Source organism: Mangrovimonas xylaniphaga (genome assembly GCF_001280435.1).
In the GTDB taxonomy this organism is placed as follows: domain Bacteria; phylum Bacteroidota; class Bacteroidia; order Flavobacteriales; family Flavobacteriaceae; genus Mangrovimonas_A; species Mangrovimonas_A xylaniphaga.
In genome coordinates this window covers 497,196-519,284 of the sequence record NZ_LBIP01000013.1, presented here as the reverse complement: position 1 = coordinate 519,284, position 22,089 = coordinate 497,196, and the positions used below count along the sequence as shown (strand labels likewise).

General features: G+C 39.9%; 16 protein-coding genes. 15 read left to right on the top strand and 1 reads right to left on the bottom strand.

What is annotated here, in order from left to right; genetic code table 11:
- Positions 1 to 15: 15 nt before the first annotated feature.
- From ZA06_RS02500 to ZA06_RS02445, 12 genes are all read left to right on the top strand, one after another.
- A complete protein-coding gene (locus ZA06_RS02500; RefSeq protein ID WP_053975835.1) occupies positions 16 to 1,566 on the top strand; it encodes an alpha-N-arabinofuranosidase in 1,551 nt (516 codons plus the stop codon).
- Between the two features lie 33 nt (positions 1,567 to 1,599).
- Complete coding sequence (locus tag ZA06_RS02495) at positions 1,600 to 3,177, top strand: arabinan endo-1,5-alpha-L-arabinosidase (protein WP_240472188.1); 1,578 nt, start codon at positions 1,600 to 1,602, stop codon at positions 3,175 to 3,177.
- A gap of 102 nt (positions 3,178 to 3,279) precedes the next feature.
- Positions 3,280 to 4,287 (top strand): glycoside hydrolase family 43 protein, encoded by a 1,008-nt coding sequence (locus ZA06_RS02490; protein WP_082331899.1) that lies wholly within the window; start codon positions 3,280 to 3,282, stop codon positions 4,285 to 4,287.
- Between the two features lie 4 nt (positions 4,288 to 4,291).
- Entirely contained in the window at positions 4,292 to 5,287 is a 996-nt protein-coding gene (locus ZA06_RS02485; RefSeq protein WP_053975833.1) for an arabinan endo-1,5-alpha-L-arabinosidase, read from the top strand.
- A 1-nt stretch (position 5,288) separates the two neighbouring features.
- A complete protein-coding gene (locus tag ZA06_RS02480; protein ID WP_053975832.1) occupies positions 5,289 to 7,661 on the top strand; it encodes a glycoside hydrolase family 127 protein in 2,373 nt (790 codons plus the stop codon).
- A gap of 82 nt (positions 7,662 to 7,743) precedes the next feature.
- On the top strand, positions 7,744 to 9,087 hold the full coding sequence (locus ZA06_RS02475; protein WP_053975831.1) for an MFS transporter: 1,344 nt from the start codon (positions 7,744 to 7,746) through the stop codon (positions 9,085 to 9,087).
- Between the two features lie 2 nt (positions 9,088 to 9,089).
- Positions 9,090 to 10,100, top strand: a complete 1,011-nt coding sequence (locus ZA06_RS02470) for a glycoside hydrolase family 43 protein (RefSeq protein ID WP_053975830.1) — start codon at positions 9,090 to 9,092, stop codon at positions 10,098 to 10,100.
- 114 nt (positions 10,101 to 10,214) lie between these two features.
- The gene (locus ZA06_RS02465; protein WP_053975829.1) at positions 10,215 to 11,891 is read left to right on the top strand and encodes a ribulokinase; all 1,677 of its coding nucleotides are present in this window, start codon (positions 10,215 to 10,217) and stop codon (positions 11,889 to 11,891) included.
- Entirely contained in the window at positions 11,891 to 12,592 is a 702-nt protein-coding gene (locus ZA06_RS02460; RefSeq protein ID WP_053975828.1) for an L-ribulose-5-phosphate 4-epimerase, read from the top strand. Before ZA06_RS02465 ends, ZA06_RS02460 begins: the two co-directional genes overlap by 1 nt.
- 15 nt (positions 12,593 to 12,607) lie before the next feature.
- Complete coding sequence (gene araA / locus ZA06_RS02455) at positions 12,608 to 14,098, top strand: L-arabinose isomerase (protein ID WP_053975827.1); 1,491 nt, start codon at positions 12,608 to 12,610, stop codon at positions 14,096 to 14,098.
- Positions 14,099 to 14,131: 33 nt separating this feature from the next.
- Complete coding sequence (locus tag ZA06_RS02450; protein ID WP_053975826.1) at positions 14,132 to 15,310, top strand: aldose epimerase family protein; 1,179 nt, start codon at positions 14,132 to 14,134, stop codon at positions 15,308 to 15,310.
- Positions 15,311 to 15,319: 9 nt separating this feature from the next.
- Entirely contained in the window at positions 15,320 to 16,939 is a 1,620-nt protein-coding gene (locus tag ZA06_RS02445) for a sodium:solute symporter (protein ID WP_053975825.1), read from the top strand.
- 63 nt (positions 16,940 to 17,002) lie between these two features.
- On the opposite strand, the gene ZA06_RS02440 is transcribed toward ZA06_RS02445, so the two are convergent.
- Complete coding sequence (locus ZA06_RS02440; RefSeq protein WP_053975824.1) at positions 17,003 to 18,919, bottom strand: glycoside hydrolase family 97 protein; 1,917 nt, start codon at positions 18,917 to 18,919, stop codon at positions 17,003 to 17,005.
- Positions 18,920 to 19,120: 201 nt separating this feature from the next.
- Here ZA06_RS02440 and ZA06_RS02435 point away from each other — a divergent pair, with 201 nt between their 5' ends.
- From ZA06_RS02435 to ZA06_RS02425, 3 genes are all read left to right on the top strand, one after another.
- The gene (locus ZA06_RS02435; RefSeq protein ID WP_053975823.1) at positions 19,121 to 19,654 is read left to right on the top strand and encodes a lipid-binding SYLF domain-containing protein; all 534 of its coding nucleotides are present in this window, start codon (positions 19,121 to 19,123) and stop codon (positions 19,652 to 19,654) included.
- Between the two features lie 135 nt (positions 19,655 to 19,789).
- A complete protein-coding gene (locus ZA06_RS02430; protein ID WP_053975822.1) occupies positions 19,790 to 21,034 on the top strand; it encodes a PAS domain-containing sensor histidine kinase in 1,245 nt (414 codons plus the stop codon).
- Positions 21,031 to 22,086: a response regulator gene (locus ZA06_RS02425; RefSeq protein WP_053975821.1), complete on the top strand. Its 1,056-nt coding sequence runs from the start codon at positions 21,031 to 21,033 to the stop codon at positions 22,084 to 22,086. The genes ZA06_RS02430 and ZA06_RS02425 overlap by 4 nt, the downstream gene beginning before the upstream one ends.
- Positions 22,087 to 22,089: the final 3 nt, after the last annotated feature.

Below are 22,089 nucleotides of genomic sequence, written 5' to 3'. Positions count from 1 at the left end.
AAATAAAAAAATGATATGAAAAAGAACAGCATTACAACTTTGTTAATCGCTGTATTTTTGTGTTTAGGCCTATCCCTAAGCGCACAGAATACAGTAGAAGTAACCCTTACAAAAAAAGAGGACGCACCTCAAATCAGTAAACATATTTATGGTCATTTTGCAGAGCATTTAGGGCGCTGCATCTATGATGGTTTTTATGTGGGAGAAGATAGTCCCATTCCAAATACCAATGGAGTAAGAAATGATATTATTGAAGCGCTAAAGGATTTGAAAGTTCCAAATCTTAGATGGCCAGGAGGTTGTTTTGCTGATACGTATCACTGGAAAGATGGTATTGGGCCTAAAGAAGACCGTCCTACTATCGTGAACCAATGGTGGGGAGGATCAACCGAAGATAATAGTTTTGGAACACATGATTTCCTAAATTTATGTGAAGCCTTGAATGCTGAGCCTTATTTGGCTGCCAATGTTGGTAGTGGAACGGTTCAGGAATTTGCCGAGTGGTTGCAATATGTAAACCATGACGGTATTAGTCCTATGGCCAAATTAAGACGTGAAAATGGTCGTGAAAAACCATGGAACGTTAGAATTTGGGGAGTAGGAAATGAAATGTGGGGATGCGGTGGTAACATGCGTCCAGAATACTATGCCGATGTGTATAGAAAGTATGCTACTTTCATGACCGATTGGACCAACAGCAATGCCTTGTTTAGAGTAGCTTCTGGAGCAAACAGTGAAGATTACCATTGGACAGAAGTGTTGATGCGTGATATTCCTAAAAATTTAATCGATGGTGTGGCCTTGCACCACTATTGTGTGTTGGATTGGGGAGATAAAGGACCAGATAAGTCCTTTACAGATGCTCAATACTTCAAAATTATGCAACAAGCCATAAAAATGGATGAGCTAATAACTAAGCATACGGCTATCATGGATAAGTATGATGCCGAACATAAAATTGCCCTAGTAGTTGACGAGTGGGGAGGCTGGTATGACGGTGAAGCCCAAGATAAAGGGGTGTTGTACCAACAGAACACGATGCGTGATGCCATGATAGCCGGGGTAACCTTAAATATTTTCAATAACTGGGCAGATAGAGTAAAGGTGGCTAACCTCGCACAAACGGTTAATGTGTTACAAGCAGTAATCTTGACCGAAGGAAACAAGATGTTGTTGACTCCAACCTACCATGTTATGAAGATGTACAATGTGCACCAAGATGCTACATTAATGCCAGTGTCATTTACATCGCCTCAATATACTTTGGATGGTCAATCCTTACCGGCTGTTTCAATTTCGGCATCTTACAATGCTGAGAATGAAAAGCACATTTCTTTGGTGAACATTGATCCTACAAAAGAACATACTATCAGTATTGATGTAGATGCATTGAAGCTTAAAAATGTATCTGGTACGGTATTGACGTCTTCCGATGTACACGATTATAACTCTTTTGATAATCCTAGTAAAATTGCTCCAGTAGCATTTAAGGATTTCAAATTAAAGAAAGGCAAGCTTCAGATAACGGTTCCTGCTTTATCAGTAGTAGTATTGGAAGCTAAATAATATATAGTCATGATAACTATTAAAAGAATATTTATGATACTGTTGATCTTAGGAACAGCCTTAGGCTGTTCCAAAGACGACAGCACCACAGAAGATCCGGGAGGAGGGGTAGATCCTACAGATGATGACCCAATAGTCAATACCTTTGATGGTCCAACTTACTCTGATAATTACACGCCTATTTCCTCATGGTCCAATAGAAGCAATTGGAACTTGGCCAATGTGCATGATCCAACAGTAGTAAAGCAAGACAATTATTTTTACATGTACCAAACCGATGCGTCCTACGGGAATGCCCATGACGGACATGGCCATTTTCATGGTCGACGCTCTACCGATTTGGTGAATTGGGAATATTTGGGAAGCACTATGGATAATGCGCCTGCTTGGGTAAAGGATTCCATGAATACCAAAAGAGTACAAATGGGATTGCCTGAAATCGATAGTCCTAAATATGGCTATTGGGCACCATGTGTGAAAAACGTGAATGGTGTTTACAGAATGTACTACAGTATTGTGGTGGATGAGTTGATAGAGGGAACCGATCCATGTGCCTCATGGGGAGAGCGTCCTTATATTGGGATGATGGAAACTACCGATTTGGCTTCCAATAATTGGGAAGATAAAGGTATGGTAGTAACAGCCATTCCTGATGGAATTGAAGATCGTTACAGAACGAGTTGTAACGACTGGAGTTCCTACTACAAGTTTAATGGTATCGACCCTAGTTATATTGTAACTCCAGGGGGAGAACATTGGTTAGTCTATGGTTCTTGGATGACAGGAATTGCAGCCGTACAGTTGGATCCTGCTACAGGAAAACCATTTCAATTGGACACCGTTGAGGATTATGGCACGAGAATCGCAGGGCGTGGTAATATAAATACCAATAGATGGCAGGCAACCGAGGGTGCCGAAATCATTTACAATCCAGATACGGGATATTATTACCTGTTTTTGGCTTATGACGAATTGTCTAAAGCTTACAACACCAGAGTTGCAAGAGCTACTGATATTATGGGACCTTATTACGGTATCGATAATCAGAATGTATCTGAAGGAGCCGAGTGTTGGCCAATGTTAACACATCCTTATCAGTTCAACAATCATACGGGATGGGTTGGAATTTCACACTGTACGGTATTTCAGGATGAAGCCACTCAAAAGTGGTATTTCTCCTCTCAGGCTAGGTTGCCAGAAGGGGTTCCTGGAATCAATGTGTCCAATGCTGTGATGATGGGGCATGTTAGGGAGTTAAAGTGGACTTCAGATGGATGGCCTGTGGTTGCTCCTGAAAGATATGCCGCAGTCCCCGAAACCGAAATTACTGCCGCGGACATTTCTGGAATTTGGGAACAAATAACAATGGACTACCAATATCAGGTAATGCAAACCTCAGAAACCATCGTGTTTAACAGTAATGGAACTTTGTCTGGTGCGGTTTCAGGAACATGGAGCTTGGATACGGACACTAATACGCTAACCATAAACGGGAATGAGTGTAAGTTGTTTGATGCTTGGGATTGGGAAAGTTCACCAAGAAAAGTAACAATTTCATATTCCGGTTTAACCGTTGATGGAAAACCTATTTGGGCCAAAAAAATAAATTAATTAATGATGAAACGACTATGAGTTTTTAGATGCTTAACTAACTGATGAAGTATCAAAAAATCATAGAAAGTTCCATCTGACAATTGAAATAAAATCGAACAGATGAAATATAGTATTGCACTAACACTAGGTGTGGCCTTGTTCATGTCATGTAAAGAACAGGATAAGACTCTTGAAATTGCAGAGGTGACGCCTTCTGAAAAAGAGGTTGCAAAAGCACCATTGCAAGTCAATAACCCAATTATTAAAGATAAGTTTACCGCAGATCCTGCTGCTTTGGTGCACGATGGAACGGTGTACTTATATGCTGGTCATGATGAAGCGCCAAACGATTTTCATTTCTATAGAATGAACGAATGGTTGGTGTATTCTTCTACAAATATGGTAGATTGGCAGGAACATCCTGTTCCATTAAAACCTTCAGATTTTAAATGGGCCAAAGGCGATGCTTGGGCTGCTCAGGTAATCGAGCGAAACGGAAAATTCTATTGGTATGTTACCGTAGAGCATGATGATACCCATCCTGGGAAAGCAGTTGGAGTGGCAGTGGCCGATTCTCCAATAGGACCTTTTAAGGATGCCCTAGGAAAAGCTTTGGTGACCAACGACATGACAACGCATTCAGATATTTCTTGGGATGATATTGATCCGTCGGTAATTATCGATGATGACGGTCAGGCCTATTTATTTTGGGGAAATACGGTTTGTAAGTATGCTAAGTTGAAAGAAAATATGGTGGAACTTGACGGGCCAATCCATGTGATTGATGTGCCTAAGTTTACCGAAGCACCTTGGATTCATAAAAAAGGCGATTGGTATTATTTATCATATGCCTCTGAATTCCCAGAGAAAATTGTGTATGCCATGAGTAAATCGGTTACTGGACCATGGGAATACAAAGGGATCTTAAATGAGTTGGCGGGGAATTGTAACACGAACCACCAAGCAATCATTGAATATAAAGGAAAGGATTATTTCATCTACCATACGGGAGGGATCAATCCTAATGGAGGTAGTTTTAGAAGATCGGTATGTATCGATCAGCTGAACTACAATCAAGATGGCACGCTGCAACGTGTGGTAATGACTTCTGAAGGAATTCAAAAATAGAGTTATGAGAGTTATAAAGCAATCTATAGCAGTCTTTGCTTTGTTGGCAGGGATGGTGGTATCGGCCCAAACAGATAAGCCTATTACCCATGATCCTGTCATAGCCAAGCAGGGAGATACCTATTATTTATTTTGTACAGGACCAGGGATTACAAGTTTTACATCGAAAGATTTAAAAACATGGACACAGGCCGATCCTGTGTTCTCAGTAAATCCAAAATGGGCTAAAGACGTAGCGCCTGGATTCAATGGGCATATTTGGGCGCCAGACATTACATTGCATAACGGTACCTACTATTTGTATTATTCCATTTCTGCTTTCGGAAAAAACACGTCCGCCATAGGTTTGGTAACCAATACGACCTTAAATCCTAAGGATAAAAATTACAAATGGGTAGACCAGGAAATTGTCATTCAGTCTGTACCAAATAGGGATTACTGGAATGCCATTGACCCTAATTTAGTCTTTGACGAACAAGGAACGCCTTGGATGGCTTTTGGATCGTTTTGGGGTGGGCTCAAAATGGTGAAAATGGCACAAGATTTAAAATCACTTGCAGAACCTGAAGAGTGGTATACCATTGCTCGTCGTGAGCGTTCATTTGAAAAAGAAGATGCTGATGCTGGGGATGCCGCTTTGGAAGGTCCGTTCATTTTCAAAAAAGGCGATTATTACTATCAGTTTTTGTCTTGGGACTATTGTTGTCGTGGAGAAAACAGTACCTATAAAGTGGTGGTTGGGCGCTCCAAAACAGTGACGGGACCTTATGTAGATAGAGACGGAAAGCCCTTAAATGAAGGTGGCGGAACTTTGGTGCTTGAAGGCAATGAGAAATGGTATGGCGCGGGGCATAATAGTGTCTATACCTTCAATGGCAAGGATTATATTTTCTTCCATGGTTATGATGCATCCGATAAAGGTTTGCCTAAACTTCGAGTTTCTGAATTGAAATGGGATGCCGATTTATGGCCAAGTCTAAAAGACAATGTACTAAATTAAAATGAAATCATTAATAGCAAGTTTAGGAATTATTTGCACGCTTACGGCCACGGCACAAGAAGCGGTAAATCTATTCCCGTTAAATCAAGTTTCTGTGACTTCCGGTGTATTCAAGGAAGCCGCAGAAACTGATTTTAATTATATACAACAGTTAAACCCAGATAGACTGTTGTCGCCATTTCTTCGGGAAGCAGAGTTGGAGCCTAAAGCACCTTCTTATACCAATTGGGAAAATACAGGATTGGATGGCCATACCTTCGGACATTATTTGTCGGCGTTGTCTATGTATTACGCTTCAACAAATAATACAAAAGCCAATGAGTTGATCGATTACGTGCTGTCCGAATTGCAGCGTGTGCAACAGGCAAACGGCAATGGGTACATTGGTGGAATCCCAGGCAGTAAAGCTCTATGGTCCGAAATTGAAAATGGACACATCAATGCTGGAAGTTTCAGTTTGAACGATAAATGGGTACCACTTTATAACATTCATAAAACCTTTGCAGGCTTAAAAGATGCTTGGATATTTGCCAAGAAACCTCAAGCCAAAACCATGTTGGTTGCTTTAACCGATTGGTTTATTGGGGTGACCAAAAACTTATCCGAGGCACAGGTACAGGATATGTTGCGTTCAGAACATGGGGGATTGAATGAAGTTTTCGCAGAGTTGTATCACATTACAGGGGAAACAAAATATTTGCAGTTGGCAAAGCGCTTTTCAGAAAAAGCCTTGTTAGAGCCACTGGCAGAAAACAAAGATATTTTAACAGGCATGCATGCCAATACGCAGATTCCGAAATTTATTGGGTTCGAGCGTATTTCACAGTTGGATCATGACGCTATTTACCATGATACAGCAAATAATTTTTACAACAATGTTACAAAGGAGCGAACTCTAAGCATAGGCGGGAACAGTGTACGGGAGCATTTTAACCCAATCGATGATTTTAGCGATGTGCTAAGTAGTCAAGAGGGGCCTGAGACCTGTAATACCTACAACATGCTAAAGTTGAGCAAGCTTTTGTTTGAGGATACCGCCAACGAAGCGTATATCGATTTTTACGAGCGTGGTCTTTACAATCATATTTTGTCCTCTCAAAATCCTAAGGGAGGTTTTGTGTATTTCACTCCAATGCGTCCGGGACATTACCGTGTGTACTCACAACCGGAAACCAGTTTTTGGTGTTGTGTAGGCTCTGGAATGGAAAACCATACTAAATACAATGAGCTGATTTATGCCAAAACCGAAGATGCACTTTATGTGAATCTTTTTATGCCTTCCAAAGTAAATTGGGAAGCGCAACAGGCAAGCATTACACAAGAAACCAATTTTCCCGAAGAAGCTACTACAACCTTGATTTGGGAGAGTAAAAAAGCAAGAAAAACTACCTTGATGTTGCGATATCCACAATGGGTGGAAGCAGGTACCTTGAAAATTTCAGTGAATGGGAAATCCATGGAGGTTAAGGGAACTCCGGGATCTTATATTCCAATTTATAGAAAATGGAAATCTGGTGACCGCATCACCATGGAATTGCCAATGCATTTAAGTTTGGAGCAAATCCCTGATCAGTCAGGCTATGTGTCTGTAAAATATGGACCAATTGTTTTAGCTGCAGTAACGGGAGATGGCCATCAAGATGGTTTGTTTGCAGACGATAGTCGTGGAGGCCATATTGCCCATGGCCCTTTTTTACCAATGACTGAGGCTCCAATGTTCCTCGCAGAAAAAGGAGAGAACATCTTATTGAAAATAAAACCGGTTCAAGGAAAGCCACTGCAATTTACAGTAGAAGATGTAATATATCCACAAACCTACAAGAACTTGATGCTTCAGCCATTTTATGAAATCCATGAAAAGCGCTATACTATTTATTTTAAAAATGAAACACCTGAAGGTTTAGCGCAAATGCAACGGGAGTTGGCAGAAAAGGAGAAAGCTGAAGCCTATTTGCGATCCATCACTTTGGATTATGTGGCACCGGGAGAACAGCAACCAGAATCAGACCATAGTTTTAAATCAGAGCGTTCCAATTCAGGAGTGAACCATAACCGTCACTGGCGCGATGCCTCGGGTTGGTTTAGTTACGAGCTGAAAAATAAGGAAGCTGAAGCAAAAGCCTTACGCATCACCTATTTTGGGTTGGACGCCAATAGGAATTTTAAGATTAGTGTGAATGGACAAACTATTGCCAATCCCAAATTAAAAGGAGATAAAGGCAATATGTTTTTTGAAGTGGATTATGAATTGCCGGTGAATGTTGTGAAAGATAACGAACTTTTAGAAGTGCGTTTTGAAGCGGATGAAAATTCAACAACTGCTGGAGTTTACGGAGTGCGTTTAATGAGTGTCTCTGGTACTTCAAATGAATAGAAAACAAGAAAAAAATAATTGCTAATAGAGATCAATGAAAATTGTGCCTCACTGCTAGAAATAGCATTTTGAAAAAGACCATATGAAATCAGAAAATCAAAAATTAAGCCTACTTGAAAAAATTGGATATGGCTCTGGAGACGCAGCAGTAAATGTTGTGATATCTTCCATGTTCCTTATCATCACCTTCTTTTATACTGATGTGTTTGGGTTGAAGCCTAAAGACATGGCCTTATTGTTTTTATTGGTAAGATTAATCGATGCTGTTACCGACCCTTTAATGGGATTGATTACTGATAAATTCACGACCAAATGGGGACGTTACAGACATTACTTTTTGTTCTTGGCGGTGCCTTTTGGGATTTCGGTGTTTTTAACCTTCACCACACCCGATTTTGATTATGCTGGTAAAATGATCTACGCGTACATCACGTACATATTTGTGACGATTATGTTTACATCGGTAACAATTCCGTATATCTCTTTAATTGGGGTGTTGACCAGCGATCCTCAAGAACGTTTGTCGGCTAATGGTTACCGACTGTTCTTTGCTAAGGTAGCAGCCTTCTTAGTGTCTATCGTCGTACCTATTTTGGCTGAAAAGTTTGGAAAAGATGACTTGGGTAGAGGCTATCAAATGGCCATGGGTTTAATGGCCCTTTTAGGAACCCTATTGTTCTTATTTAGCTTTTTTACCACAAGAGAACGCGTAGAACATGTGGTAGAGGATAAGCCTTTGAAAGAACAGTTTCAGTTGTTGTTGAAAAATGGTCAGTGGACTCTTTTATTTGGGGTATGTTTCTTCGGTACCGTGGGTTACGTAATCCGTAATTCTGTTGCTATTTTCTATGCTAAATATTTCTTGGGTGGTGATGCTAGTGTGCAATCATCATTTATGGCAACTGGTGTTGCGGCGGCGATTTTAGCTATGCCAGCCTCTACATTTATCACCAAAAAATACTGTAAGGTAAAATTGTTTAAATGGTCCCAAATTGCGGTGGGAGTGATTAGTCTTATTATGTTATTGGTAGTACAGCCAGGAAACCTTGTGATGGCCTATGTACTGTATTTCATCTTGTCTTTTGTAGTCGATTTACATGCGCCAGTTTTCTGGTCGGCTATCGCAGAAGCGGTGGATTACGGTCATGCCGAATCAGGAAAACGCGTGTCAGGGTTGTCCTTTGGAGGGATTTCCTTTGCTCAAAAATTGGGAATGGGAATCGCAGGAGCTGCCGTAGGATATTTATTGGATTTCTTCGAATATGTACCAAAAGCAGAAACGCAAACTGAATTCGCCCTTTGGGGAATCGCCTTAATGCTAACAGTAATTCCAGGAATCTTCCATGTGATTATGGGAGGTATGATGTTCCGCTATAAAATCACCGACTCATATTACGAAACAATTAAAAAGAAATTAAATATATAACAATGAAGATGGAGAGTTCTGAAAAAAATGCACCGATTGTAGAACAACGTGCCGATCCGTTTATTTATAAGCACACTGATGGTTATTACTATTTCACGGGGTCTGTGCCAACCTATGATCGTATTGAACTGAGAAGAGCGAAAACAATAGCTGAACTGCCGAATGCCGAAACCTTTGATGTGTGGTTCAAGCATGAAAGTGGTCCAATGAGCCGTCATATTTGGGCGCCTGAGATTCATTATTTGGACGGTAAATGGTATGTATATTTTGCGGCTAGTGAAGAGGAGGATATCTGGGCATTGCGACCTTATGTTTTAGAGTGTACAGGTGAAGACCCTCTTAATGATGAATGGATTGAGTTGGGGATGATGCAAGCTGCCGATGGTGACGAAAAATCATTCATCGACTTTTCATTGGATGGTACTGTGTTTGAAAATAATGGCAAGCGTTATTTCTGTTGGGCTGAAAAAACAGGAGGTCAATTTGCGGCGTCTAATTTGTATTTGGCAGAAATGGAATCGCCAATTAAACTTAAAACAACCCAGTTCATGCTGACCACGCCAGATTACGATTGGGAGCGTATCGGCTTTTGGGTGAATGAAGGTCCAGCCGTTTTAAAACACAACGGCAAAATATTTATCACTTTTTCAGCTAGTGCTACGGGCGCCTGTTATTGTATGGGCTATATGGAAGCAGATGAAACTGCCGATTTATTGGATAGAAATTCATGGATCAAAACCAGGTACCCGGTATTGAAAACCAATTACGACAAGAAAATTTTTGGTCCCGGACATAATTGCTTTACCGTGGCAGAAGATGATACAACGCCATTGTGTATCTATCACGCGAGAGATTATGAAAATGCAGTTGGTGATCCAGCAGTGGTTCCAAAAACAGATACCAGACCTTTGGAGGAAATTGTGGCCGATCCACTATACGATCCAAACCGACATGCTAGAATGTTGGAGCTGAAATTTGATGAAAAAGGGAAGCCTCTTTTTGAGTTTTATTAGGTCAAATTTGTGACCTATTGTTTTGAATGTTAAAACTAAAATTTAAAAGTGTATAAAATACACTTATTTTAATGTAAAGCGTATCTTTGTATACAAACAACTAAACAAGTTAAGATGAAAACATATGTTATAGGATTAGATTATGGATCGGATTCTGTTCGTGCGGTCTTGATTGATACACAAAACGGAGCCGAATTGGCTTCGGAAGTGTTTTGGTATCCACGATGGAAGGAACAAAAATATTGTAATGCGGGAATTAACCAATTCAGGCAACATCCTTTAGATCATATTGAAGGACTTGAACATACCATTACCTCAGTAATGCAGCAAAGTGACGTGAAACCAGAGGCGGTAGTGGGAATTTGTATTGATACTACTGGATCGTCACCAATGCCATTGACAGTAGATGGGACACCATTGGCTTTTGTGGATGGATTCACTGAAAATCCAAATGCTATGATGGTACTTTGGAAAGATCATACTTCGGTTGCAGAAGCGAATGAAATCAACGAATTGGCTAGAACTTGGGGAGGTGAAGACTATACCAAATTTGAAGGAGGAATTTATTCTTCTGAATGGTTCTGGGCAAAAATATTACATATTGCCAGAGAGGATAAGGCCGTAAAAGAGCAGGCTTACACTTGGATGGAGCACTGTGATTATATCACTTACTTACTGGCCGATAACAAAGATTTAAATACGTTTAAAAGAAGCCGTTGTGCTGCGGGACATAAAGCCATGTGGCATGAGAGTTGGGGAGGATTGCCAGCTAAGGAATTCTTAGGACAATTGGACCCATATTTAGCCGATTTAAAAGATAATTTATATACAGAAACCTTTACGTCCGACGATATTGCTGGTCACCTTAATGAAGAGTGGGCCAACAAACTTGGTCTGTCAACAAAAACGGTAATTGCTGTGGGTACTTTCGATGCACACTCTGGTGCGGTGGGAGCTAAGGTTGACAATAATGCGTTGGTACGAGTTATGGGAACCTCTACTTGTGATATCATGGTATCACCTCGCGAAGTGATTGGGGATAACTGTGTAAAAGGAATTTGTGGACAAGTAGATGGTTCGGTAATTCCTGGCATGATTGGTCTGGAAGCTGGTCAATCTGCTTTTGGTGATGTTTTGGCTTGGTTCAAGGATGTGTTGTCTTGGCCTATCGAAAACCTTGTGTTGACTTCAAAAGTATTGACAGACGAGCAAAAGAAAGCTTTAAGTGAAGAAGTTGAAGCTAAATTCATTCGTACTTTAGCAGAACAGGCAGAGAGAATTCCAATTTCGGAAGCCATACCAATTGCTTTGGACTGGGTTAACGGAAGAAGAACGCCAGATGCCAACCAAGAGCTGAAAAGTGCCATCTCAGGAATTTCCTTGGGAACAAAAGCGCCTCATATCTTCAAGGCTTTAGTGAATTCTATTTGTTTTGGTTCCAAAATGATCGTGGATCGTTTTGAAAGTGAAGGCGTGAAAATAGAATCTGTTATCGGAATTGGAGGCGTGGCAAGAAAGTCGCCTTTCATCATGCAAACTCTTGCTAATGTTTTGAACATGCCTATTAAAGTGGCGGAATCAGACCAAGCACCAGCTTTGGGCGCTGCCATTTATGCCGCTGTAGCTGCAGGTTTATATCCAAACGTAATTGAAGCCAGCAAAGTCATGGGAAGTGACTTTGAAGCAGAATATTTCCCACAAACAGAACAAGTGAAGGTGTATGCCAATTATATGGAGGCCTACAAAACATTGGCGACCTTTGTTGAAACTAACATTAAATCCAAAAAGTAATGAGTTCTAAGTACAAATCTTTAAAAGAAGAATGTTACGAGGCAAACATGCAATTGAATGCCTTGAACCTTGTAGTGTACACTTTCGGAAATGTAAGTGCTGTAGACAGAGCCAATGGCGTATTTGCCATTAAGCCAAGTGGCGTGCCTTATGAAATTTTGAAGTCTGAAGATATTGTGATCTTGGATTACGACAACAATATTGTGGAAGGAACTATGAGACCGTCTTCCGATACCAAAACGCATTCCTTCTTGTATAAAAATTGGGATGACATCGGAGGGATTGCCCATACGCATGCTACGTATTCGGTATCATGGGCACAGGCTCAAAGAGACATTCCTATTTTTGGAACCACCCACGCCGATCATTTAACAGCTGATATTCCTTGTGCACCACCTATGAGCGACGACCTTATTGAAGGGAATTATGAGCACAACACGGGGATTCAAATTTTGAACTGTTTCAAGGATAAAAACATTTCGCATAAAGAAGTGGAAATGGTACTTATTGGAAACCATGGTCCATTTACTTGGGGTAAAGATGCCGCGAAGGCAGTATATAACAGTAAGGTGCTAGAAGTGGTGGCAGAAATGGCCTATTTAACACTTCAAATCAACCCAAGTGCACCAAGATTAAAAGATTCATTAATAAAAAAACACTACGAGCGTAAGCACGGTAAAAATGCCTATTACGGTCAATAATTAATACACACAATTATGATTGATATATCACAAAAGGAAGTTTGGTTCATTACAGGAAGCCAACATCTATACGGTCCAGAAACATTGGAGCAAGTGGCCAAAAACTCTTCGGAAATTGTTGAAGCTTTGAACGCATCCCAACAAATTCCTGTAAAAGTAGTTTTCAAGCCAACGGTAAAGACTACCGAAGAAATTTATGAAACCTTAACCGCAGCTAATCAAGAGGCAAACTGTATCGGAATCATTACTTGGATGCACACGTTTTCACCTGCTAAAATGTGGATTCGTGGGTTGACGGCACTTCAAAAACCTTTGTGTCACTTACATACGCAATTCAACAGAGACATTCCTTGGGATTCCATCGATATGGACTTTATGAACTTGAACCAAGCGGCCCATGGTGACCGTGAGTTTGGATTTATAGTAAGCAGATTGCGTAAAAACAGAAAGGTAGTTGTTGGACACTGGTCTCAAGAATCTGTTCAAAAGAAAATTGGAGATTGGACTCGTGTAGCTGCAGGATGGGACGATTGGCAAGGTGCTAAGTTTGCTCGTTTTGGAGACAACATGCGTTTTGTGGCCGTAACAGATGGCGATAAAGTAGAAGCGGAAACTAAGTTTGGTTTTTCAGTAAATACCTATGCTGTTGGAGATTTGGTAGAAGTTATCAATGGAGTGTCTGATCAGGCAATTGCTGAATTGGTTAAGGAATATGAAAGTTCTTATAACATGGTTGATTCCTTGTTGGAAGGTGGAGAGTTCAGACAGTCTTTAATTGAAGCAGCTCGCATTGAATTAGGACTTGAGAAGTTCTTGGTTGATGGTGGGTTTAAAGGATTCACCGATACGTTTGAAGATTTACACGGAATGGTACAATTGCCAGGTATCGCTGTACAACGTTTGATGCAAAAGGGATATTCCTTCGCAGGAGAAGGTGACTGGAAAACGGCTGCTTTGGTACGTGCTATGAAGGTTATGGGAGCTGGATTGGAAGGTGGAAATGCCTTTATGGAGGATTACACTTACCACCTAGATCCTAAAGAACCTAGAATTTTAGGATCGCACATGTTGGAAGTAGATCCTGTATTGGCGGCTTCAAGACCTTCTTGTGAAGTACATCCTTTAGGAATTGGAGGAAAAGCAGATCCAGTACGTTTGGTATTTAATGGTAGAGCAGGCGATTCTTTGGTTGCTGGTTTAATGGACTTTGGAAACCGTTTCAGATTGTTGATCAACAAAACAGTTGGTGAAGAAGTAAAAGAAGCCTTACCTAAATTGCCGGTAGCAAGAATTATGTGGAAACCATTACCTGATTTCGAAACAGCTTGTACTGCTTGGATTTTAGGAGGTGGAGCACACCATACTTGTTACAGTGAAAATGTATCGGTTGAGCAATTGGAAGATTTTGCCGAAATTGCGGGCATAGAATCTTTGGTGATTGATGAACATACAACCATCAGGGATTTTAAAAATACCATACATACCAATGAAGCCTACTATAGATAATAGTAGGTTAGGACTAACTAAAATTAATTAAACATGAAGATTCTAAAACGTTCCTTGTTTTATGCACTAATGTTGCTGTTAACCTTGAGCAATATTCAGTGTAAAAATGAAAAAAAGGAAGAATCAGAAACAACAATTCCAGTGAAAGAGAAATTAACAATTGATAAGGAAATATTTGGCACGATGCCAGATGGTCAAGAGGTAGAGAAATTCACCTTGAAGAACCATAACGGGGTAGAAATGCAGGTAATAACTTATGGTGGAAGGATTACTTCCCTTAAAGTACCTAATAAGCAAGGAGCGTTTGAGAATGTCATACTTGGGTTTGATAAGCTAGAGGATTACTTGGCGGATAACCCATTCTTTGGTGCGTTGATCGGACGCTACGGAAACCGAATTGCCAAAGGAAAATTCACTTTGGATGACAAGGAATATACCTTGGCAACCAACGATGGACCTAATCATTTACACGGTGGTGTGGACGGTTTTGACCGTGTAGTTTGGAAAGCCGAAGCTATCGAAGGCGAAGAGGATTCAACCTTAAGATTGAATTATTTGAGCAAGAATGGAGAAGAAGGTTATCCAGGAGATTTGAACGTGACCGTAACGTATGTGTTAACCAAAGACAATGAGTTGAAGGTTTCGTATAAAGCCACTACCAACAAAACTACGGTGGTGAATTTAACCCAGCACAGTTACTTTAACTTATCGGGAGATTTTTCAAAATCTATTTTAGATCATGAAGTGGTATTGGATGCAGATGCATTTTTACCAGTAGATGCTACTTTAATTCCAACAGGAGAAATCAGAAGCGTGGAAGGAACACCATTCGATTTCAGAACTGTGAAAACAATTGGAAAGGATATTGAAGCAGATAATGAGCAATTGACTTTAGGAAAAGGTTACGATCATTGTTGGATATTGAACGGAGAAGCTGGAAGCTTGAGAAAAGTAGGTTCTGCTTTTGATGCTACTAGTGGACGTTTTATGGAAGTGTTTACCGATGAACCTGGAATGCAATTCTACACTGGGAACTTTTTGGATGGCACGTTGCCAATGCCAAATGGAGGTACTTATGGACATAGAACAGGGTTTTGTTTAGAAACACAACATTATCCAGATTCTCCTAATCAACCTGAGTTTCCTTCTACGGTTTTACAACCAAAAGAAACCTATACAACGACGACCATTTATAAATTTTCAACTAAATAAGAAGAACAGATGAAGACTTTAGATACTTTAGATTGGATATTTATTGGGGTATATTTCCTGGTATTGGTAGGAATTGCCGTTTGGATCATCAGAAAAAAACAAAATAATACAGAAGACTATTTCCTAGCGGGAAGAAATGTGGGATGGTTTGTGGTTGGAGCCTCTATTTTTGCATCCAACATCGGGTCAGAACACGTTGTAGGATTGGCAGGAGCTGGAGCAGGAAATAAATTACCAATGCTTATTTACGAGATTCAGGCCTGGGTGGTATTGATTCTCGGATGGGTATTCTTACCCTTTTATGCCAGAAGTGGTGTGTTTACCATGCCTGAGTTCTTGGAAAAACGTTTCGATTCACGTTCACGTTGGATTTTATCTATTTTCTCCATTGCAGCTTATGTGCTTACCAAAATTTCGGTAACCATTTACGCAGGAGGTGTAGTAGTATCGGCCTTATTGGGAATTGATTTCTGGACTGGAGCTTTGGCTACGGTAATCTTAACAGGATTGTATACCGTTGTAGGAGGAATGCGTGCGGTAGTATATACTGAAACCCTACAAGCAATTGTATTGGTTGTTGGTGCTGCGGCATTGACCTTTATTGGTTTGGACCACGTAGGTGGTTGGGAGAGTATGGCCGAAACGGTTTCTCCAGAGTACTTGAACATGTGGAGACCAGCTACAGATCCTGATTTCCCTTGGCCTACCTTGTTCATTACAAGTACCATTGTGGGGATTTGGTATTGGTGTACCGACCAATATATCGTTCAAAGAACCTTAACGGCTAAAAACATTAAGGAAGGTAGACGAGGAACTATTTTTGGAGCTTTGTTGAAGTTACTTCCTGTATTCTTATTCTTGGTTCCAGGGATTATTGCCTTGGCATTAAAAATGAGAGGAGAATTACATTGGGATACTCCAGATCAGGCCTTCCCTGTATTGATGAGTAATTTGTTGCCTTCTGGTTTAAGAGGATTGGTTGCAGCAGGTCTTTTGGCAGCATTGATGAGTTCATTGGCATCGGTGTTCAACTCTTGTTCTACCTTGTTTACGGTTGATATCTATAAGAAATTAAGACCAAATACACCTGAAAAGAAATTGGTGCAAACGGGACAAATTGCGACGGTGTTTATCGTAATCATCGGAATTATTTGGATTCCTATTATGGCCAATATTTCTGGAGTATTGTATGAATATTTACAAAGTGTACAGTCCTATATTGCGCCTCCAATTACAGCGGTGTTCTTATTGGGAATCTTCTCAAAGAGAATCAACGGAACGGGAGCTTATGTTACTTTAGTTGTAGGATTGATAGTAGCAGCCATTAGAATTGTATTGGAATTGGTAAAGGGTTCGCTGGATCCAAACGGAGTATTGTTCTTCTTGGGAGACATGAACTTCTTGACCTTTGGTGCATGGTTCTTCTTATTCTGTGTATTATTGATCATTACAGTAAGTTTCTTGAGCAAAGCCCCTTCAGAAGAAAAAGTGGCCAACCTTACGTTCTCTACAATTTCTGAAGAAGAAAAAGCCAACAACAAAAGCAGTTATAGCTGGGTAGATATCTTTATTTCTATCGTAGTTATTATTATTGTTATTGGGGTGATGGTATTCTTCAATGGAAAATAAAACATAAAGTGTTATACGAAAAAAGCGGGCCAAGGCCCGCTTTTTTTATAGGTGATGATGAAGTTAAAACTTCATTACAAATCCACCATAAGGCTGTACTTCTACAGTTTTTACAGTAGCTGCATTTACGGGTTCCAATACAAATTTATCATCTTCATCAGCAATCATGGTTCCGTTTCCTTCTCCAATAAAAGAAAGGTCCATTTCTAAAGTTTTGGCTTTGTCTTCTCCATTAATACCTACTACATACCAATTCCCGTTGTACTTTCTTGCCATTACGATATCTTTCCCTGGGAAACCTGATACAAATTTACTGCTGTCCCAATTTACTGGAATATCCTTTAGGAAGTCTACGATATAGTCTGGTTGCTTTTTCATGCCTTCTGGAATTTCTGCCATATGTTGCACCCCTGATGTAAACAGAATAGGCAATGCCAATTCAAAAGTGTTGGTGGTCTTTCTGTTGATGTTGGTAATGGAATCCAATACCATTGGAGTGAAATCCATTGGGTCAAATACATTTCTGGTAAAAGGTAACATGGTACAGTGGTTAGGCTGTAAATCGGCGTTTTTTTGCTCGAAGGTTACAAATTCTTCCCCCATAATGGATTCCATCGTCATTAAGTGGGGATAGGTACGCTGCCAACCTCTAGGCAAGGTACAACCGTGGAAATTCACCAAAAGCTTGTATTGGGCGGCATCTTTAAGGATGTCATGGTAATAGGCTATCATAGACTGGCCATCACCTCCAAAGAAATCAATCTTAACACCAGAAACCCCTAAATCCACTAACTTTTGAAATTCAGCGGCACGGTTGTCATGAGTAAGCAGTTTACTTTTTGGAGTATATGGCGTCTCATTCCAGTCTCCTGATGAATTATACCAAACCAATATTTTAACACCTTTAGAATTGGCATATTCGGCTAATTCCTTGATTTTTTCGTCGCCTATTTTTTGGTCCCAATTCACATCTATAAGGCAGTAAGGCCAATTCATAGAAGCAGAATAATCGATGAACTTTTTGGTGGTTTCATAAGTAATAAAGTCATCTTTCAACAAAACCCAACTCCAAGAGGCAAGCCCTCCTTTTATAAATGATGTGTCCATATCTATGGTAGGCTTGGCAAGGTCGGTTCCTAAAGTACTTTCGGTAACCGTGGCAAGATCGCCAATGGCAAGGATGCGCCAAGGCGTTTCCCAAGGTAATTTGGATTCTGGGTTAAGGGCACCGCCTGGGAAGAACTCTTCTTTTTGTGGAAATACCACTTGCAGCGACTTTTTGTTGTCTTTATACTGTAAATGGGTACCACAGTAATTAGGTTCCAAAGCAGTTTCTGAAATCAATACCCAAGTATTATTGCTGTTGAAAAGTGCCGGGTATACCCAGCCTTCTCCAATCTCCGATTTGGTGTTGATATCTACATTTTGATAGTAGTGTTCTTCGTAGGAAGGATTGGTTCTGCTCCAGCCAGTTTTAGCTTTGGACATAGGTTGTACCCAAGCTTTGGCTGACGTTGGGAAGTTGTAAGTAGTCAGTTCTTCCGTGATTTTTTTGATGTCTTCAGAAGTGTTTGGGAACACATATTTAAAGGCAATTCCATCATCTGAAAGGTTAAAGACAATCTGCATAGGTTGTCCATTTTCGTTTTCAAGGTCAACGAAGTATTGGTTGGCCTCATAGCTCATATGCTTTTGCTTGCCGTGAAGCATGCTATACTTATCCGAAACTTTTGTTGCTTCGGAAATACCTTTTAAGGTCATGTTGTTGAAAAAGTTGGCATCCTCACGCACAATCCCCAAGCTTGAAGAGTCAATCACCAATTCGGTCTTGTCATACACAAGGTAGTAAGGCTGTTTGTGGGCATTTATGCCAACTTCAACGGATATGGTATTTGAGGGGTTGGACAGTAGTTTTTGCGTTTCCTTTTTGGAGCAGGAAACACTTATAATTGCAATAAGTAGTAGGGTTAATTTTTTCATTTTAAATGTTAATTAGACACTTTAAAAGTACTAAATATCTATGGTTTTAAGCATGGATTTCTGTTTGGAAAGGACCTGGTTTTTGCAACTGTTTGTGACAGAGAAGGTTTGTTAAAAATAAAATGCTGTCAATTTCAAAAAGTCATTGGTTTTTGGTAATTTAACTATCTGTTAGTTAATTGTTTAAATCGTAAAAAGACTATGAGACATTTTAAAAAATTAATGGTATTCCTTTTGGTAGGGAATCTGGCGTTGACACTGTCCGCACAATCAAGTAAAGATCAAAAAATAATCGAGGAAGCCGATAAGGCGGTTGCAACCTTATTGGAAGTGAATCCAGGATTACGTGAGTATTTCGATAAATCGGCAGGCTGTGTGGTATTTCCCAATGTAGGGAAAGGAGGGCTTATTATTGGAGGAGCTTCTGGTAATGGTGTATTGTATGAATATGGCCATAAAAAGGGAATGGCAAGTGTAAAGGAAATCAGTGTGGGTGCTCAAATTGGTGGGCAGGCCTTAATAGAGGTGATCTTTTTTGAAACCAAGGAGGAAGTTGATAAGTTTAAGGAAAGTAAATTTGAATTTGACGCAGGTATTTCAGCAACAGCTTTAACAGAAGGAAAAAGTTTGGATATGAAGTACAAGGATGGCGTAGCGGTGTTTACACATACTAAAGGAGGTTTGATGGCAGAAGTGTCTGTTGGAGGTCAGAAATTTAAATACAAATCATTCTAAAAAAGATGTATTCAAGACGTTATAAAGGGCCTTTTAAAAAGGTCTTTTTTTGTGCGCCATTTTAGGCAAGTTAATTGGAATATTGCTAGCTTCTTCAAAACTCTTTTGTACATTAGTTGCTTGTAACGTCTTGCCATGCTAAAAAGAGAAAACGATGTCTTTCAGCTCCTTTTTGAATCTGTTTCTGAAGGGGTAGTTGTTGTAAACCAGAATCATACTATTATTGCGACCAATACTTCTGCAGAGAGAATGTTTGGCTATGAACATGATGAACTCTTGGAGCAGCCGTTGTCAATTCTTCTTCCCAAAGTTAATCAACACGGTCATGAGAAAAAAGTAAGCATGTTTATTGCTGAAGACAGGTCTCGACAAATGGGGAAAGGTATGGATCTGTTCGCATTGAGAAAGGACGGAAAGCTCTTTCCTGTGGAAATTGGTTTGAACATTATAGAACTTCATGGCGAAAAGATTGTCATGGCCATCATTAGTGATATTTCCATAAGAAAGCAGCACGAGAAGGAGATTTTGGATTTGAATGCCGAGTTGGAGCAAAAAGTAGCCAAGAGAACACAGGACTTAAGTGATTCGGTAGAGGAGCTTCAACTGCTGAACTTGGAATTAAGAAAGGAAAATGAAAAGCGCTTGGAAGCCGAAAGAAAGGTGAAAAAGGCCCTTAAAAAGGAAAAGGAACTCAACGATTTAAAGACCAAATTCCTCTCCTTGGTGTCTCATGAGTTCAAAACCCCTCTTAGTGGTATTTTAACCTCTACCATGCTTTTGAGCAAATATAAACTAGAGGAGCAGCAGGAAAAACGTGATAAGCAAATAGGCAACATCACCAATAAAGTACATTACCTTAATAACATTCTTACCGATTTCCTTTCTATAGAAAAATTGGAAACTGGAAATATAAGTTATCAGGTAAGCACTTTTAAGTTGAGTAAAGTGGTGAACGAAGTGGTGTATGACTGTAATATGCTATTAAAAGAAGGTCAGAATATCATCTATCCAGAAGATATTGATGATATCAGCCTTACCCAAGATGAAAAAATTGTAGAATTGGGATTGTCCAATTTAGTACGTAATGCCATCAAATATTCTCCAGAAAATTCAACCATAAAAATCGTGATCAAGCAGAAGAAGGACGATACCATTTTTAAGGTGATTGATGAAGGTATGGGGATTCCTAAAAAAGATCAGAAAAACATATTCAAACGTTACTTTAGGGCAGAAAATGTATTGCTGGTAGAAGGTACCGGAATTGGACTGAATATTGTGAAAAGTCACTTGAAAAATTTGGGCGGGAACCTTACCTTTGACAGCAAAGAAAATCAGGGGACAACCTTTATCATGTCGATCCCAAATAAAATTGAAATATGAAGAAAATACTGTTGATTGAAGATGATACCATGCTTAGGGAAAATACCGCCGAATTATTAGAACTTTCTGGATATACGGTAAATACGGCTCCTAATGGTAAACAGGCAATTGAACATATAAAAGAGGATCTTCCAAACATTGTGATATGCGATATTATGATGCCCGAACTTGATGGTTATGGGGTGTTGGAAGCCTTATCCAAAGATGAAGCAACAAAGTATATTCCTTTCATATTTTTATCTGCTAAAACCGAACGTAAAGACGTTAGAAAAGGGATGGAACTGGGTGCCGATGATTATATCCCAAAACCTTTTCAGGAGGACGAGCTTATCAATGCCATTGAGAGCAGGTTGGCCAAGTCTGAAATTTTAAAGGACCAACGCGCTACCAATGATGTTGCTGTGGAAGAAGCTGATGTTGATGAATTGGAAACCCTAAACGACCTTAAAAACTTTTTTGATGACAATGGCGAAGTACTTTGTTTTCAAAAAGGGGATACCATTTATGAGGAAGGCCAAAATTCAAACTTCATTTATTTAATCACTAAGGGATCTGTAAAAAGTCATAAACTGGACGAGTTGGGTAAAGACCTTACCACAGCGCTTTACAATGAGGATGATTTGTTTGGTTACGCCTCGTTTTCACAGGACAGACCTTATCAAGAAACTGCAACAGCCATTGTAGATACCCAAGTAGCTTGTATTTCAAAGAAAACCCTCAAGGAGTTGTTGGATCACAATCACAAAATTGCCTTGGAATTAATGCAATTGCTTACCAATGATATTTTGGGGATCAAGGACCAATTGTTGCAAATGGCCTATAGTTCCGTAAACAAAAAAACGGCTACCACCATTATTAAATTTGCCGAAAAATTGAACCACGATACCAATAAAGCCATTACAATTTCAAGGAGTGATTTAGCCAGCGTGGCGGGAATTGCACCGGAAACTTTAATAAGAACGCTTTCCAATTTTAAGAAACAAGGCATTATAGAAATCAAAGGTAAAAACATCCGAATCCTAGATTTAGAGAGGCTTCAGGACATGCATTAGCAT

Bases quoted from the DNA above. Each gene is read 5' to 3' on its own strand.
- ZA06_RS02500 (WP_053975835.1), top strand. From the start codon at position 16: ATGAAAAAGAACAGCATTACAACTTTGTTAATCGCTGTATTTTTGTGT.
- ZA06_RS02495 (WP_240472188.1), top strand. From the start codon at position 1,600: ATGATACTGTTGATCTTAGGAACAGCCTTAGGCTGTTCCAAAGACGAC.
- ZA06_RS02490 (WP_082331899.1), top strand. From the start codon at position 3,280: ATGAAATATAGTATTGCACTAACACTAGGTGTGGCCTTGTTCATGTCA.
- ZA06_RS02485 (WP_053975833.1), top strand. From the start codon at position 4,292: ATGAGAGTTATAAAGCAATCTATAGCAGTCTTTGCTTTGTTGGCAGGG.
- ZA06_RS02480 (WP_053975832.1), top strand. From the start codon at position 5,289: ATGAAATCATTAATAGCAAGTTTAGGAATTATTTGCACGCTTACGGCC.
- ZA06_RS02475 (WP_053975831.1), top strand. From the start codon at position 7,744: ATGAAATCAGAAAATCAAAAATTAAGCCTACTTGAAAAAATTGGATAT.
- ZA06_RS02470 (WP_053975830.1), top strand. From the start codon at position 9,090: ATGAAGATGGAGAGTTCTGAAAAAAATGCACCGATTGTAGAACAACGT.
- ZA06_RS02465 (WP_053975829.1), top strand. From the start codon at position 10,215: ATGAAAACATATGTTATAGGATTAGATTATGGATCGGATTCTGTTCGT.
- ZA06_RS02460 (WP_053975828.1), top strand. From the start codon at position 11,891: ATGAGTTCTAAGTACAAATCTTTAAAAGAAGAATGTTACGAGGCAAAC.
- araA (WP_053975827.1), top strand. From the start codon at position 12,608: ATGATTGATATATCACAAAAGGAAGTTTGGTTCATTACAGGAAGCCAA.
- ZA06_RS02450 (WP_053975826.1), top strand. From the start codon at position 14,132: ATGAAGATTCTAAAACGTTCCTTGTTTTATGCACTAATGTTGCTGTTA.
- ZA06_RS02445 (WP_053975825.1), top strand. From the start codon at position 15,320: ATGAAGACTTTAGATACTTTAGATTGGATATTTATTGGGGTATATTTC.
- ZA06_RS02440 (WP_053975824.1), bottom strand. From the start codon at position 18,919: ATGAAAAAATTAACCCTACTACTTATTGCAATTATAAGTGTTTCCTGC.
- ZA06_RS02435 (WP_053975823.1), top strand. From the start codon at position 19,121: ATGAGACATTTTAAAAAATTAATGGTATTCCTTTTGGTAGGGAATCTG.
- ZA06_RS02430 (WP_053975822.1), top strand. From the start codon at position 19,790: ATGCTAAAAAGAGAAAACGATGTCTTTCAGCTCCTTTTTGAATCTGTT.
- ZA06_RS02425 (WP_053975821.1), top strand. From the start codon at position 21,031: ATGAAGAAAATACTGTTGATTGAAGATGATACCATGCTTAGGGAAAAT.